The organism is Polyangium mundeleinium (assembly GCF_028369105.1).
GTDB lineage: Bacteria > Myxococcota_A > Polyangia > Polyangiales > Polyangiaceae > Polyangium > Polyangium mundeleinium.
Genome location: NZ_JAQNDO010000001.1, coordinates 4,018,816 through 4,033,335, shown reverse-complemented (window position 1 = coordinate 4,033,335; position 14,520 = coordinate 4,018,816). Strand labels below are relative to the sequence as shown.

Below are 14,520 nucleotides of genomic sequence, written 5' to 3'. Positions count from 1 at the left end.
CCACGGACGACGAAGGAGACATGATCATGCAGGCGCTCTGTTATCAAGGCGTGAACCGCGTCGGGGTCGAGACCGTCCCCGATCCCGAGATCCTCGGCCCGCACGACGCCCTCCTGCGCGTCACCATGTCGAGCGTATGCGGCTCGGATCTGCACCTGCTCGATGGATACGTGCCCACGATGCGGCAAGGCGACATCATCGGCCACGAGTTCATCGGCGAGGTCGTCGAGGTCGCGACCGAAGTGAAAAAACTCCGCCCCGGCATGCGCGTCGTCGTCGACTCGATCATCGGCTGCGGCCATTGCTACTTCTGCCAGACCGAGCAGTACTCGCTCTGCGACAACACGAACCCGAAGCCCGAGTTCCTCGACAAACTCTATGGCTACCCGACCGCGGGCATCTATGGCTACTCGCACGCCTTCGGCGGCTTCGCAGGCAGCCACGCGACCTACGTGCGCGTGCCGTTCGCCGACACGAATGCATTCGAGGTGCCCGAGGGCCTGCCCGACGAGCGCGTCCTCTTCGCCTCGGACGCCCTGCCCACGGGGTACATGGGCGCCGACCTCTGCAACATCCAGCGCGGTGACGTCGTGGCCGTATGGGGCTGCGGCGGCGTCGGGCAAATGGCCATCCTCAGCGCCTACCTGCTCGGCGCCGAGCGCGTCATCGCGATCGACCGCTTCCCCGAGCGGCTGGCCATGGCCCGGGACCGTGCGGGCGCGGAGATCCTCGATTACGAGCAGGTCGACGTGCGCGAGGCCCTCCGCGAGATGACCGGCGGCCGCGGCCCCGACGCGTGCATCGATTGCGTCGGCATGGAGGCGCACGGGACGGGGATTGACTACGCCTACGACCGGGTCAAGCAGGCCGTTCGCCTGGAGACCGACCGGCCGACGGTCCTGCGCCAGGCCATCCTCGCGTGCCGCAAGGGCGGCACCGTCTCGATCATGGGCGTCTACGGCGGATTCGTGGACAAATTCCCCATGGGCGCCGCGATGAACAAGGGGCTCACGCTGAAGATGGGCCAGCAGCACGGCCAGCGGTACATCCCGCGCCTGCTCGAGCACATCCGAAAAGGCGAGATCGACCCGAGTTACCTCATCACCCACCGCGCCCGCCTCGCGGATGGGCAAGAGGCGTACGACACGTTCAAGAAAAAACGGGACGGTTGCATGCGCGTCGTCTTCACACCGGAAGCGTGAGCGCGCGCCGGGATCAGATATCGTTCGCGCATGCGGAGAACTCGTTGCCACAGCCGTTCACGTCGGTCGCGCAATTGAGGCACGACTGCCCGGGCTCGCTACCGACGCAGAGGTTTGCGCTGCAGGAGACGGCGCAGTTCCCGGCGCAGAGGCACCCAAAGAGCTCCTTGTACAAGAGCTGGGAATTGGGGCAAAGGACGAGGGAGGGAGCCGAGATGTACTCGGCGCAGCCCACGCAATTGCCATTGCAGAGCGCAGGGTCGTCCACGACGCCGTTGCAATCCTCGTCGAGGCCATTGCCGCAGAGCTCGGTGGACGGGAGCGTCTCACCCTGGCATGCGCCGAACGTGCCGGTCGCCGAGCAGATACGGATGCCGCTCTGGCAGACCCCCACGTCGATCACGCCCGCGGGACCCGAATAACACGACTCCACCTCGCCGGACGTGCACGTCGAGGGCCCCGAGCTCGACGAACTCCCGCCGCCGACGCCGCTGCCCCCGCCCTCGCCGGGTGTATCCACGACGACCTTCGCCCCACAGGCTGATCCGGCGAGACACAAAAAGATGACGCTCAACCCAAAGACCGTTCGCATGGAACGCATGTCTAAGCCGCCGCCCCCGCGCCTGTCATCCGATTTCCACCGTCCAGGACAACGCATCGCGTCATACCGAGAATTGCATCCTCGCAAGAGCGGCGGGGCCCCCTTTCCCCGGTGCAACGGCGCCCACGCGAAGGCCGACACCACAACTCCATGAAAGGATTCGATTCATCGCGGCTGAAGGGGGCTGGATCGGTCGTTGCAAAGGGGATCGCGGAGTCGGTCGAACCGGGGAGGCGCGTCATGAGCACATCGTCGTCATTCGAAGAGCGGTTCGGGCTGCACCGCTTGCGTTTCGAGGCCCCGAACCAGATCTGCACCGTGCTCGATGGCTCCCTCTCCGTCGAAGAGGCCCAGAGGATCATCGACCGGATCTACGACATCGGCCGCAGGCACGGCCCCCTGCTCTCGATGCTCGACGTCTCGCGGTACGCCACCTCGGGCGAGCGCGTGCGCCAGGTCTTCTTGCGGGGCTCCACCGAGCGTATTCCGGTCGTCGCCGGCGCCATTTTCGGCGCGTCGTTCCCGATCCGCATTGCGATGTCGATGGTCCTCACCGCCGGCACCCACATCCTGCCGAGCCGCTTCTCCTTCCCCGTGACGTTCGTCGCGACCGAGGCGGAGGCCCGCGCGTGGCTCGCCTCCCACCGCCCGGCGGACTCCGAGCGCACCGGCCCCGGCGAGCTCTTGCCCACCGGGACCTGAAACGGCGAGGCGCACGTGCTCGGCGCGGCCCGTTCGTCAGGGCGCGGGCGGCAGTGCCTCGAATTCGATCCCCGCGCGGCGCGGCTTTCCGGGCGCTCGACCGGCCTCGGCGGCGTCGTTCGTCAGCACGACGGCGATCTGCGCCGCGTTCGCGAGGTGGATTTGGCGCTCGTCAAACACCTCCTTGATGAACTTGCGCAGGATCCGGGGCATCGGATCCGGATCCCCGGGCGTGAGCTTGACGGCGACGCGAACCACGATGCCGTTCTGCGCGATCTGCGTCACGCCACGAACGACCAGCTTGTCGAGGACGCGATCGGGATGCGCCTCCCCGAGGCGCCTGCCGGCCTCCACCAGCGCTTCGAACACCTGGTTCAAATTCACGTGGAGATCCACGACCACGTCCACGACCGCGTGCACGTAGTCACGTGAAAAGTTGATGATCGTTCCGATGTCACCATTCCGGAACGTGAACATCCGGCCGAAGCCATCGCGGATCATCGTGACCCGGAGCTGAACCGAGTCGACCGTCCCCTCGCAGTCCCCGATGCGCACGTAATCGTCCTTGAGCAGGTGCCCCTCGAACAGAATGAAGAAGCCGCTCACCATGTCGTTGACGAGCTTCTGCGCGCCGAGCCCCACCGCCAGCCCCACGATGCCCGCGCCGGCCAGGAATGGCTTCGTGTCGATGCCGAGCTGATCCAGCATGATCAGCGCCGCGCCGAAATGAATGACGTACGTGACGATGCTTTGGAGGAGATAGACCAGCGTCACGCGGTGCTTCGAGGTCTCGTCCTCCGCGCGCTTCTCGCCGACGAATGCCTCGACCAGGACCACGCGCGCGAGCTCGACGAAGACGCGGGCCGCGAGGAAGGTCCCGAGGAGCCGGATGATGCGCGGACCATAAGGCGCGAAGGCCTCGAGCGTCTGGAACTGCCGCACGACGAGCGTCGCCGCCGCGAGGTGGGTGATCGCCTCCAGGATACGCTTGGCGAGCGGGAGCAGCTTGCGGATGCCGGTGTAGTAGATGTGCAGCGCCGATTTCTCGAGGCGGGCCGCGCCCACGTTGTCGATTCCTTCGAGGCTCAGGACGCCGATCCCCGAGACCGTCCGCGCCGCGCACACCACGAGGAGCACGTAGAGAATCGTGTCGAGCAGCCAGTGGACGCTCTGCGGCAGTCCCAGCGATTCGCTGCCGAGGCGGTGCAGCCCGTAGAGGAACGCGACGTTCCCCAGGCTCGCGGCCCGCTGCCGCAGGACCGGGATTTCCTCTTTCTGGCCCTCGAGCGCCGCGACGGAGAGCAGCTTCGCTTGGATGCGGTCGAGCAGCGACTTGAAGAAAATCCGCAGCGCGAGCCAGCCGACCGCGACCGCGACCACGATCGTCACGCCGTGGAGGAGATCCTGGCCCGTGCGGACGCTCGCGTACGCGACGAACCGGTTCGCCCACGGGTGAAGATCGATGTCCCGAATGATGGCAATGGCGAGCGTCGCGCAGCCTCCCACCACGACGAGCAGCGAAAGGACCGTCGCCACGAGGCGAAGCGACTTCTGGACCTGCTCGGCAGCACTCTCGACAGACTTCGAGCGAACCGACTGCGTCGCCTGGCGCACGACCCACCGCAAGAACGCGGTCAGGGCGAGCGGCGCGAGGAGCAGGATGGCAGTGGCCGCAGCGGTCAGCGCTACGTTGTTCGGTACTGGATCGGGAAAAAACCGGGGCAAGGGCATGTTGTCATCGTCACTGTACACCAGACCCCTGAAGAAATGGCGCTCTGCGGGAGCGAGATCGCCCGGACATCCTTGCCCCCCCGTCCGGGCGTGGAAAGATGGCCCGCATGACCCTACGTCACGTCCTGCTCCTTCCGCTCCTCCTCCTCGCCTGCAACAAGGAAGCCCCTGCCCCGGCGCCGGAGGCGAAGGCCCCCGAAGGAAAAACCTCCGCGGCGGCGGCGGCTGCCTCGGACAAACCGGCTGCGGCCGCCGAGATCGGCAAGCCCGCCCCCGATTTCACGCTCACCGACTACGAGGGCAAGACGCACCACCTCGCCGACTACCGCGGCAAGATCGTGGTCCTCGAGTGGTTCAACCCCGAGTGCCCGTTCGTCAAGGCCTCTCACACGAAGGGCTCGCTCAAGGGGTATTCAAAGCGCGCCGTCGAGAAGGGCGTCGTCTGGCTCGGGATCAACTCGGGCGCGCCCGGCAAGCAGGGGCACGGAGCGGAGCGCGTCGCCGAGGGGCGAAAGGCGTTTGGCATGGAAAACCCCGTGCTCGCCGACGAGACGGGCAAGGTCGGGCACCTGTATGGCGCGACGAACACCCCCCACATGTTCGTGATCGACGCGAAGGGCACGCTCGTCTACCGCGGCGCCATCGACAACTCGCCCGACGGCGAGGGTGAGTCGCCGAAGGACGGCAAGCTCGTGAACCACGTCGACGCGGCCCTCGAAGACCTCGCCGCCGGCAAGCCCGTGGCCACGCCCGACACCCGCGCCTACGGCTGCAGCGTCAAGTACGGATCCTGAAATCACTCCGGCGCCGTACGAATCCCGACCGCTTGCGTCCATTGTCCGGACCGCTCGACCTCGGGTAGTCTCGGCGCATGTCGAAATCCACGCCGCCGGACGGGCCGTCCCCTTCGGTCATCGACGACGCCGTCACCGTACCGCGCGCGCAGCCGGCGGCGGCCGCGGACGGCGAGCCGAGCGCCCTGCTGATCTCGAGCTCGGTGCTTGAGGAGCGGGGGCCAGGCTCGCTGCTCCAGGACGAGCTCGCGTCGCTCGTGGGAAAGCTCATCTCGGATCGGTACGTCGTGCACGAGCTCATCGGGCATGGCGGCATGGGGGCGGTCTACCGCGGCGAGCAGGTCCATCTGCGCAAGCGCGTGGCCATCAAGGTCCTCCGGCCGGACATGGCCCGCATGGTCGAGCTCTCGGTGCGGTTCGAGCGCGAGGCCATCGCGGGCGCGCACGTGAGCCACCCGAACGTCGTCGCCGCCACCGATTTCGGCAAGCTCGACGACGGCTCGCAGTTTCTGATCCTGGAGTTCGTCGAGGGGACGGCGCTGAAAGACATCATCGACGAGGGTCCGCTCGCCTTCGATCGTGCCCTCTCCATCAGCCGGCAGCTCGCCATGGCCCTCGGGGCCGTGCACGAAAAGAGCATCGTGCACCGCGACGTCAAGCCGCAGAACATCCTCGTCGACGCAAAAGGCACCGTCAAACTCCTCGATTTTGGCCTCGCCAAGGTGCGCGTCGAGCTGCTCTCGGATCAGGGGCGGAACGCGAAGCCGAGCCCGGCGCTGACGGGCGTGGGCATGGTCATGGGGACGTTCGCGTACATGGCGCCCGAGGCGGCGCGCGGCATGGAAGGCGTCGACGCGCGCTCGGATCTGTATGCGCTCGGCGTCGTGATGTACGAGATGTTCACGGGCAAACGCCCGTTCGAGGAGCACGATCCGGGGCTCCACCTGAAGAAGATCCGCAGCGAGGATCCGCCGCCGATGCGGGCGCGCGTGCCGGAGATCCAGGTGCCGCCGCGGATCGAGGCTGTCGTGATGCGGCTCCTCGCGCGGCAGCCGGATCAAAGGTTCGCCTCGGCGAACGAGGTGCTCGCGGCGCTCGACGAGGCGGCCGTGGCGCCCGAGAAGGCCCCGGAAAAGGCGCTCGGGAGCGAGCTCGACAAGGCGCCCGAGAAGGCCCCCGAGGCCACGCCCGCAAACGCCGCCGCCTCGCCTGCGCCCAAGCTCCCGAAGCGCTCGCTCATCTTGATCGCCTCGGGCCTCTCGGCGCTCGCGGTACTCCTGCTCGCCGTGGTCCTCCTCCGCGGGGGATCGTCCGAAACCAAAGAAACCCCGGGGCCCACGGCGAGCGCCGAGCCGACGTCGACCGCAGCAGCCCCGGCGAACGTGCCGACCGACATCGAAGGCGCGGACGCCACGGAATGGACCGAGCGGCTCCGGCGGGCGGCTTCCCGCAAGGAATGGCGGCCGGGGGCCAAGGCTTTTCTCGCGCTCGCGAAGCTCGATCCCTCGCGCCTCACCGGAAGCGAGCTCCGCGGCGACGTCGGCGCGGTCGTCGCCGGCATCGGCTTCGAGACGAGCTTCACCGAGTCGGATCAGGTCTTCGACGCGCTCGAAAATGAGCTTGGCAGCGGCGGCCTCGACGTCCTCTTCCACGTGGTGCGCACCCGCGGCGGCACGAAGGCGAGCCGCCGCGCCCAGGACATCCTCGGAAAGCCGGGCATCCTGGACCGCGCCACACCCGCGCTGCGCGTCGCGTACGAGCTGCGCAAGGCCGCTTGTCCCGACAAGCGCGCGCTCTTCGCCCGCGCGGTCGAGGAGGGCGACGGGCTTGCCCTCGATGAGCTCTTGATCGTGAAGGACGCCCCCTGCTCGGCCAAACGTGATCCGTGTTGTTATCGTGAGGACACGGAGCTCAAGGACGCGATCAGCAAGCTCCGGGCGAAGCTCGGCGGCTGATTCCGCGGCTCAGGCGGTCTCCATCCGCGACGCGAGTTCGAGCCCGAGCTCACCCACCGCCACCTCGCGCATCCGGAACTTTTGCACCTTCCCCGTCACCGTCATGGGGAATTCGTCCACGATCTTCCAGTAACGGGGGATCTTGAAGGTCGCGATCTTTCCTTTGCAAAACTCGACGAGCTCGGCCTCGGTCACCGCCTCACCCGGCTTCGGCCGGACCCAGGCCATGATCTCCTCGCCGTATTTCGCGCTCGGCACCCCGATCACCTGGGCCTCGCTCACGCGCGGGTGGAGGTGCAAATACTCCTCGATCTCGCGCGGATACACGTTCTCGCCGCCGCGGATGATCATGTCCTTGATGCGGCCGACGATGTTCACGTATCCCGCCGCGTCGATCGTCGCGAGATCCCCGGTATGCATCCACCGGCCCGCGTCGATCGACACGCGCGTGGCCTCCTCGTCGCCCCAGTAGCCGAGCATCACGCTGTAGCCGCGCGTGCAGAGTTCGCCGGCGGCGCCACGCGGCAGCACCGTGCCCGTCTTCGGGTCGACGATCTTGACCTCCACGTGCGGGTGCACGCGGCCCACAGTGCCGACGCGTTTGTCCTCGGGATCGACCATCGCGCTTTGCGTGGAGACGGGCGAGGTCTCGGTCATCCCGTAACAGATCGTCACCTCGCGCATGTGCATCTGCGAGACCACACGCCGCATGACCTCCACCGGGCACGGCGATCCCGCCATGATCCCGGTGCGGAGCGAGCGCAGGTCGAACTCCTTGAACCGCGGGTGATCGAGCTCCGCGATGAACATCGTCGGCACGCCGTAGAGCGACGTGCACTTCTCGGCCTCGACCGCCTCCAGTACGGCGAGCGGATCAAACGCCTCGCCCGGGATCACCATCGTCGACCCGTGCGACGTACACGCGAGGTTTCCCATCACCATGCCAAAGCAATGGTAAAACGGCACGGGAATGCAGACCCGATCGTCCGGGCCGTAGCCGAGGGCCTCGCCCACGAAAAACCCGTTGTTCAGCACGTTGTGGTGCGAGAGCGTCGCGCCCTTGGGAAAACCCGTCGTGCCCGACGTGTACTGGATGTTGATCGGGTCGTCGAACGAGAGCTCCGCCTCGCGCTCGGCGAGCGCGTCGTCGCTCACGTGCCCGCCTGCCTCCACGATCATCTTCCAGTCGTCGTCGAGGATCAGCACGAGCCTGAGCTCCGCGAGGCGCGGGCGGACCTCGGCGATCATCTCCACGTAACTCGTCGTCCGGAACCTGCGCGCTGCGAACAGCACCGACACGCCCGATTTCCGCAATGCGTATTCGAGCTCCGCCGTCTTGTATGCGGGATTGACGTTCACGAGAATGGCGCCGACGCGCGCCGCGGCGTACTGGAGGACCACCCATTCGAATCGGTTCGGCGACCAGAGCCCCACACGATCGCCCCGCTTCACGCCGAACGCGACGAGGCCCCGCGCGACCCGCGTCGTCGCCTCCCACAGCTCGGCGTACGTCCACCGCACGCCCTGCGAGCGGACGACGAGGGCCTCTCGGTCCGGGTACCGCGACGCCGTGCGGCGCAGGTTTTCCCCGATGGTCTCGCCGAGCAGCGGCGTCGCGCTCGTGCCGTGCGTGTAGGAGAGAACGGCGGTCATGACGCGGCATGGTGGCACGAGGCGGGCGCGCCCGGGAGATGAAACGCACGCACGAAACGTGCGTCCTGGGCGTCTCGCGAGGGTGCCCGGGGTGCTCGGCGGTTGACGAGACGCGCCCGGCCGCGGATGATGGCTCGGGGCACCATGGCAGGACGCATCGCAGGCAAGGTGGCGCTCGTGACGGGCGCGGGGTCGGGCATCGGGCAGGCGACGGCGGAGCTCTTCGCGGAGGAGGGCGCGCGGGTGGTCGTCACCGATATCGACGTCGCCGCGGCGGAGGCGGCGGCCACGCGCATCGCGACGCGCGGCGGCCAGGCGCTCGCGCTGGAGCTCGACGCGACAGACGAGGCGGATTGGGAGTCGGTCACGGACCGCGTGCTCGCGGGCTGGGGCAGGATCGATATCCTGGTGAACAACGCGGGCGTCGCGTCGAGCAGCACGCTCGCCGAGAGCACGCTCGCCGATTTCCGGCGCGTCGTCTCGGTGAACCTCGACAGCGTTTTCCTTGGCACGCAGCGGGGGATCCGCGTGATGCGCGGCGGCGGCGGCAGCATCGTCAATGTGGCGAGCGCCTCCGGCAAGAAGGCGAGCGCGGGCGCGGGCGCGTATTGCGCGAGCAAGGCCGCCGTGGTGATGCTGACGAAGGTGGCGGCGCTCGAAGGCGCGCCGCACCGGATCCGGGTGAACGCCGTGCTGCCCGCGGGCGTGGAGACGCCGATGTGGGAGAAGCAGCCGTTTTTCCAGGCGCTCGTGAAGGAGCTCGGCGACGTGCGGGACGCCTACGCGGCGCTCGCGAAGACCTCGCCGTTCGAGCGCTTCGCCACGGCGCGGGAGGTCGCGGCGGCCATTTTGATGTGCGCTTCGGACGAGAGCTCGTATGTGACGGGCGCCGAGATCGTGGTCGACGGCGGGTATACGGCCTGAGCGCCCAGCACTGGATTCAGGGCGTGTTCAGGATGCGCAGCACGCGCACCTTGATTCCTTTTTCGTCTTCGAGCCGCACGCCCACGGCGACGTCGGCCCCGAACGCGCGGATGTCGAGGAGCCGCACGTCCGTCCACAGGTCGGAGAAGAGGTCATAGGCCGCCGGCGCGTCGATCGGGAGCGTGAGCAAGGGATCAACGACAAGGTTTCCGGGCTCGTATCGCGCGATCACGAGCTCGTTTTTCGTCTTCACGTCCTCGGCCACACCGCTGCAGATGCACATGAATTCGCTGTCGAAGCATTGCTTCTGGTAGACGCGCATGTAATCGAGGTGACTCACGATCCAGGCGAGCCAGACCTTGCCATCCGCGGTCCGCGTGATCGCGAAGGCTCCGTTCTCGATGCCGGTCGCGGTCTCGTGGCAAGGAACCGGGCATGTCCCGTTTTGCGAATCGTACTCGGTCGTGGCGGGACAAACGTAAGGCGGGACGTTCGTGTCGGGAATCTCGATCTCGTCGGACGCCTGGCCCTCCGGCCACACCACGTGCAGGCCGACGTCGTGCTGGAGGACGGCGACGAACGGCTCGACGCTCGCGCCGAGCACGCTCGCCGGGGCCTGTGTCACGCGGTATTTCGTGATCCCCGAGGGCACGGAGACGCCGGTCAGGACCTCCGGCGGATCGCCGTACGCGAGGTCGTAAAAGGAGCCGTTGGGAATGAACCCGAGCGAGACGGGCGCGCCCGAGGCATCAATCGTGAATCGACTCCCCTCGCCGACGGTCTGCACGGGCGACGACGAAAAGCTCCCGTCCACCGTGCGCTTGGCGACCGAAACGCCGTTCGGCGGCTCGCTCGAATACCACACGTGCGCGACGCCCGCCGGATCGATCTCGAAATCGTGGACGGGCACGTATCGGTCGTCCCGGTCGGCGACCGTCTCTTTCACGAACCCGCTCCCCTCCGGGCGCACGAGCACGAGGCCGTTCGGGTATCCGACCGGTGAGGTGCTGCCGTCGATCGTCGTCTCGTCGCCGACCGCGTACACCTCGCCGGTCGGCCCCTGCGCGAGCACCATCGTGGTCGCGTCGAGCCGCATCGGGAATGCGTCGAACCGGCTGCCGCCCGTGGGCGTGATCTCGAAGAGATAGGTCCCGTCGTGGCTCGACGTGCCGAGGAACGTCCCCGTGGGCCCCGGCGCGACGCGCACCCCAGCCGCGCCGAATTCGCGTTCGGTGCAGCGCACCTCCACGTCGGCCGTGATGGGGCAGTTCGCGGCGGGGCAGCCCACGTCGTGCGAGGCCACCTCGAACGAACACGTGATGGGATCGCCGCCGGATCCGCCGCCTCCGCCCGCCCCTCCCCCGCCCGTGCCCGGCAGCTCGTCGGACCCGCCGCAGCCCGCCGCGACGTGCACGATCCCGACGAACATGGCCCCGACAAACGATCCCCGGAATGCCCTCATGACGCCTCCACCTCGCGCAAAAAGGAAGGCGAAGACACCATCAGAATGGCAGCCGCCTGTCAAGCCCCGTCGGGGGTTCAACGCTGGTGGAGGACCTCGAACAGCATTTCGAGCATGCGGTACGTCAATCCCCACACGATTCGTTGCTCGACGGCGAACGCCGGCATATCGAGCACGTTTCCCTCGTGGTCGTAAGCATACTTCGATGCGCTCTGGCCACGCGCCATCGGGCCGATCGGCGCCCATACCACCTCGGCCACCTCGGCGCTCAACGTGAACGGCGGCGGATCGGGATCGTCGAGGGCGAAGACGAACGGCGTGATGCTCATTCCGACGCGCCGCGCCCGGGCCACGGCGGGAAGATCCGCGAGCCGCGCCAGAAAGCGGCCGTGCTGGGCGAGATCGAGCCCGATCTCCTCCTCCGTCTCGCGCAAGGCCGTGTAATAGAGGCTCGGATCCGCGGGCTCCCGCCGCCCGCCCGGGAACGCCATCTGCCCGGACCACGGATCTCCCTGGCGCTCGGAGCGCCGGATCAAAAGAACCTCGGCCTCGTTCCCCTCCCGTGGTGTGCGCAGGATCGCGGCGACGGCCGCTTGTCGCTCCGTCGTGGCGGCCTCGGACACGAGATCGAGAATGGCGAGCCGGGCGGCGATGGCGGCGAGATCATACGATGTGGACACGGCGTTTCCCCCACAGGGCTAGCGGCGCGCGCGAGAAACGTCAAGGGAAGGGGCTTGACGTGCCGCGACCCCATCGTGGTATCCGGTCATGATGGGACACAAGCATCTTTTTTCTCTCCTCGTCCTGGTGGCATTGCCTACGGCCCTCGCTGCCGCTTGCGGATCGGGCGGATCGGAAGGCACGGGCGCGGGATCCGCGTCGGGCCCCGGAGGCTCGGGTGGGCAGGCCGGCGCGGGCGGCGTAGGCGGGCAGGCCGGCGCGGGCGTGGGCGGCGAATTCGTGGGCTCCGGCGGATCCGGCGGCGCGGGTGGGATGGGCGGCGCGGGCGGCGCGCCGTCATCGTCCTCCTCGGGCACGGGCGGAAACCCGCTCGACGCGGGGCTCGAGGATTTCTGCATGAGCAAGGGCGCGATCCCGATCCCGGGATCCGGGGAATGCACGGGCGACATCGGCAAGAAGACGTTCCTCTTCGCCGCCTGCTCCTGCACGGGCTTCGACGCGAACAACACCATCCTGACCGACTCGTTCTCCTCGATCGACCCGAACAAACCGCTCGCGGGCGGCTCGATCGGCGTCAATGGCAATTACAGCGCGCAGGCAGCGACGAGCATCAAGGGCGCGCTGCTCGTGAAAGGCTCGATGAGCACGACGAACCAGCACGACGTCGTGCAGGACATGCAATGCGGCGGCAATGCCACGATCTCGCATGTGGCCTCCGCCCAGAGCAATACGACGATCGGCGGCGTCGTGAACAGCAACAACAAGGAGCTCACGATCCAGGGCAAGCTCTTCACCCCGATCGCCGAGAACACGGCGAAGGTGAACGCGCTCGGCGGCTCCGTCGTCGGCCCGGTCGACATCGAGACGCCCTGCAACTGCGACGATCCCGTCGACATCGCCGGCATCGTCCAGGCGTTCGGCGGGACGAACGACAACGACGAGAATGGCGTCGCCCCGGACGTGCTCGTGTCGACCCCCAGCATGCCCACCGAAATCACCCTGCCCTGCGGCCGGTATTTCCTCACGGGCATCAAGTCCGACAGCACCGTCACCGTGCACCTCACGGGTCGCACGGTGCTCGCGATCGACGGCGACATCGCGGTCGCCGGCAAGCTCACGATCGACCTCGCCGACGCGGCCGAGCTCGATCTCTTCGTGAAAGGCAACGTGGCCCTGACGAACCAGGCGGCAATCGGCGCGATCACGCGCCCCGCGGCCACGCGTGTCTACATCGGCGGCACGCAGGTGGCGCTCGCCGGCTCGTTCGTGCTCGGGGCGAACCTCTACATGCCGAACGCGGCGCTCCAGGCGAGCAACGCGCTCGAGATCTTCGGCGCCGTCTTCGCGAAGAGCATCGCCACGGCCCACCAGTTCAAGGTCCATTACGACGAGACGATCATCACGATCGACGGCTGCCAGCCGCCGGGCAGCACATGCACCGATTGCCACGATTGCGCGAACCCGACCCCCGCCTGCGGGCCCGGCGGCCAATGCGGCCTGTGCAGCACGGACAAGGATTGTTGCCCGCCGCTCGTCTGCACCCCGAACGGGACGTGCGTGCTGCCTCCGCCCAAGTAAAACGTTTGTCCTACGGCCGCGGCGCCTCACCAAGAATGGCGAGGTTTCGCGGCGTCGCATCCGCCTCGAACACCTCCGCGACGCGCGCCGTATACCCTCGCTCTTCGAGCGCCGCCGCACGGTCCAGCACGACCGTGATCTCCAGCGGCCGCGCGAGCATCGCGCGCGGCAGCGTCCAGCGTCGAATCCGGGCAAACTCGATCGCCCCTTCCGCCTCGTGCTCCCGGATCTCCGCCGCGGTCGCCGGCGCGAGCCCGCGGAGCGCGAGCGCACGCGCCGCGAGCTCGCCGAGCCCTTCACGCGCCCGCCGCCGGTTGATGCCGCGCATCTCCTCGCCCGGCGCGATCGCAACACCCCGCGCCCGCAAGAGCCGCGCGAGCGCGTGCCGGTGTTTCCGCGCCGAAAGCATCTCCGCGAGGCTCGCCTCCACGCCCACGAGCCGCGACGTCAGGTTCGAAAGCCCGAGCGCCTCGCGCGGAAGCACGAGCCCCGCCGCCCGCGCCGCGGCCGAGAGCGGCTCGCGCAGCGGTCCGTCGATCTTCTGCAGGCAACACGAAACGAGCGCCACGTCGCACGGCGCCCTCGATGCTTCGAGCACCAACCGATCGCCGAGCGAGCCACACGCGTGCAGCCCGACCGCGAGATCGTCGGGCGAGAGCACGATCGGATCGCGGAACGCGTCGAGCACGACGAACCGCGCGCGCGTGCCCCGCCCGAGGATCGAAGCCGCCTCCACGCGCCGCGGCTCGCGCTCGATCCCCACTGCGTCGCGATCGAACATCTCGGCCGCGAGGCGCGTGAAGTGCCCTCGCCCCGCGCCCACGTCCACGATCTGCCGCGCCTTCCGCGCCATGGGCTCGACCGCGTCGAGCAGCGCTTCGAGCTGCCGCGTCTTGCGCTCCGAGACCGATCGCGGCCGATCGAGCCGCGTCCCCGGCGTCGCCGCGAGCCGCTCGGGCAGCGCCGACACCTCGCGCGCCACGCGCCCGAGCTCCACGAGCGACGGCGGCGCGCCCGCGAGCATCGGCAAACGCGAAGCGAGCCCCTCGGCCTCGCAACGAGCGAGCTCGTCGTCGGGAAGCGCGCGCAGGAAGGCCGCATAGCCGCGCGCCTCGCAAAAGTCGGGCGCCTCCTTGGAATCCGGCCGCTCGCGCAAGATGTCGAGCGCCGGCACGACGAGCGCGAGCGCCCGCGCGAGCCTCTCCGAGACGAACCGGGACGCGGCTTCCATCGCCGG

General features: G+C 68.3%; 12 protein-coding genes. 6 read left to right on the top strand and 6 right to left on the bottom strand.

Features of this window, described 5'->3' with window-relative positions:
* Positions 1–20 precede the first annotated feature (20 nt).
* Positions 21–1,202, top strand: a complete 1,182-nt coding sequence (locus tag POL67_RS16175; protein ID WP_276075708.1) for a zinc-dependent alcohol dehydrogenase — start codon at positions 21–23, stop codon at positions 1,200–1,202.
* A gap of 13 nt (positions 1,203–1,215) precedes the next feature.
* On the opposite strand, the gene POL67_RS16170 is transcribed toward POL67_RS16175, so the two are convergent.
* The gene (locus POL67_RS16170) at positions 1,216–1,794 is read right to left on the bottom strand and encodes a hypothetical protein (protein ID WP_271918256.1); all 579 of its coding nucleotides are present in this window, start codon (positions 1,792–1,794) and stop codon (positions 1,216–1,218) included.
* Positions 1,795–2,043: 249 nt separating this feature from the next.
* Between POL67_RS16170 and POL67_RS16165 the strand changes: the two genes are divergently transcribed.
* Positions 2,044–2,505, top strand: a complete 462-nt coding sequence (locus POL67_RS16165; protein ID WP_271918255.1) for a SpoIIAA family protein — start codon at positions 2,044–2,046, stop codon at positions 2,503–2,505.
* A 36-nt stretch (positions 2,506–2,541) separates the two neighbouring features.
* Here the strand turns inward: POL67_RS16165 and POL67_RS16160 are convergent, their stop codons facing one another.
* On the bottom strand, positions 2,542–4,236 hold the full coding sequence (locus tag POL67_RS16160) for a mechanosensitive ion channel family protein (RefSeq protein WP_271918254.1): 1,695 nt from the start codon (positions 4,234–4,236) through the stop codon (positions 2,542–2,544).
* Between the two features lie 107 nt (positions 4,237–4,343).
* Here POL67_RS16160 and POL67_RS16155 point away from each other — a divergent pair, with 107 nt between their 5' ends.
* Together POL67_RS16155 and POL67_RS16150 are read left to right on the top strand one after the other, a co-directional pair.
* Complete coding sequence (locus tag POL67_RS16155) at positions 4,344–5,030, top strand: thioredoxin family protein (protein ID WP_271918253.1); 687 nt, start codon at positions 4,344–4,346, stop codon at positions 5,028–5,030.
* Positions 5,031–5,107: 77 nt separating this feature from the next.
* Positions 5,108–6,985, top strand: a complete 1,878-nt coding sequence (locus tag POL67_RS16150; RefSeq protein ID WP_271918252.1) for a serine/threonine-protein kinase — start codon at positions 5,108–5,110, stop codon at positions 6,983–6,985.
* Positions 6,986–6,994: 9 nt separating this feature from the next.
* Here the strand turns inward: POL67_RS16150 and POL67_RS16145 are convergent, their stop codons facing one another.
* A complete protein-coding gene (locus tag POL67_RS16145) occupies positions 6,995–8,638 on the bottom strand; it encodes an AMP-binding protein (RefSeq protein ID WP_271918251.1) in 1,644 nt (547 codons plus the stop codon).
* 144 nt (positions 8,639–8,782) lie between these two features.
* Between POL67_RS16145 and POL67_RS16140 the strand changes: the two genes are divergently transcribed.
* Positions 8,783–9,562 carry an SDR family NAD(P)-dependent oxidoreductase gene (locus POL67_RS16140; RefSeq protein WP_271918250.1) on the top strand — a complete coding sequence of 260 codons (780 nt, stop codon included), beginning with the start codon at positions 8,783–8,785 and terminating at the stop codon, positions 9,560–9,562.
* A 16-nt stretch (positions 9,563–9,578) separates the two neighbouring features.
* Here POL67_RS16140 and POL67_RS16135 read toward each other — a convergent pair whose 3' ends face one another.
* Positions 9,579–11,024 carry a hypothetical protein gene (locus tag POL67_RS16135; protein ID WP_271918249.1) on the bottom strand — a complete coding sequence of 482 codons (1,446 nt, stop codon included), beginning with the start codon at positions 11,022–11,024 and terminating at the stop codon, positions 9,579–9,581.
* 77 nt (positions 11,025–11,101) lie between these two features.
* Positions 11,102–11,704: an NUDIX hydrolase gene (locus tag POL67_RS16130; RefSeq protein WP_271918248.1), complete on the bottom strand. Its 603-nt coding sequence runs from the start codon at positions 11,702–11,704 to the stop codon at positions 11,102–11,104.
* Between the two features lie 88 nt (positions 11,705–11,792).
* Between POL67_RS16130 and POL67_RS16125 the strand changes: the two genes are divergently transcribed.
* Positions 11,793–13,283, top strand: coding sequence for a DUF7305 domain-containing protein (locus tag POL67_RS16125; RefSeq protein ID WP_271918247.1), 1,491 nt, complete (start codon positions 11,793–11,795; stop codon positions 13,281–13,283).
* 10 nt (positions 13,284–13,293) lie between these two features.
* Here the strand turns inward: POL67_RS16125 and POL67_RS16120 are convergent, their stop codons facing one another.
* Entirely contained in the window at positions 13,294–14,514 is a 1,221-nt protein-coding gene (locus POL67_RS16120) for a methyltransferase (RefSeq protein WP_271918246.1), read from the bottom strand.
* Positions 14,515–14,520: the final 6 nt, after the last annotated feature.

Excerpts from the sequence above, each read along its gene's own strand:
- POL67_RS16155 (WP_271918253.1), top strand. The coding sequence starts at position 4,344 with ATGACCCTACGTCACGTCCTGCTCCTTCCGCTCCTCCTCCTCGCCTGC.
- POL67_RS16145 (WP_271918251.1), bottom strand. The coding sequence starts at position 8,638 with ATGACCGCCGTTCTCTCCTACACGCACGGCACGAGCGCGACGCCGCTG.
- POL67_RS16140 (WP_271918250.1), top strand. The coding sequence starts at position 8,783 with ATGGCAGGACGCATCGCAGGCAAGGTGGCGCTCGTGACGGGCGCGGGG.
- POL67_RS16120 (WP_271918246.1), bottom strand. The coding sequence starts at position 14,514 with ATGGAAGCCGCGTCCCGGTTCGTCTCGGAGAGGCTCGCGCGGGCGCTC.
- POL67_RS16135 (WP_271918249.1), bottom strand. The coding sequence starts at position 11,024 with ATGAGGGCATTCCGGGGATCGTTTGTCGGGGCCATGTTCGTCGGGATC.
- POL67_RS16165 (WP_271918255.1), top strand. The coding sequence starts at position 2,044 with ATGAGCACATCGTCGTCATTCGAAGAGCGGTTCGGGCTGCACCGCTTG.
- POL67_RS16150 (WP_271918252.1), top strand. The coding sequence starts at position 5,108 with ATGTCGAAATCCACGCCGCCGGACGGGCCGTCCCCTTCGGTCATCGAC.
- POL67_RS16175 (WP_276075708.1), top strand. The coding sequence starts at position 21 with ATGATCATGCAGGCGCTCTGTTATCAAGGCGTGAACCGCGTCGGGGTC.
- POL67_RS16170 (WP_271918256.1), bottom strand. The coding sequence starts at position 1,794 with ATGCGAACGGTCTTTGGGTTGAGCGTCATCTTTTTGTGTCTCGCCGGA.
- POL67_RS16125 (WP_271918247.1), top strand. The coding sequence starts at position 11,793 with ATGATGGGACACAAGCATCTTTTTTCTCTCCTCGTCCTGGTGGCATTG.
- POL67_RS16160 (WP_271918254.1), bottom strand. The coding sequence starts at position 4,236 with ATGCCCTTGCCCCGGTTTTTTCCCGATCCAGTACCGAACAACGTAGCG.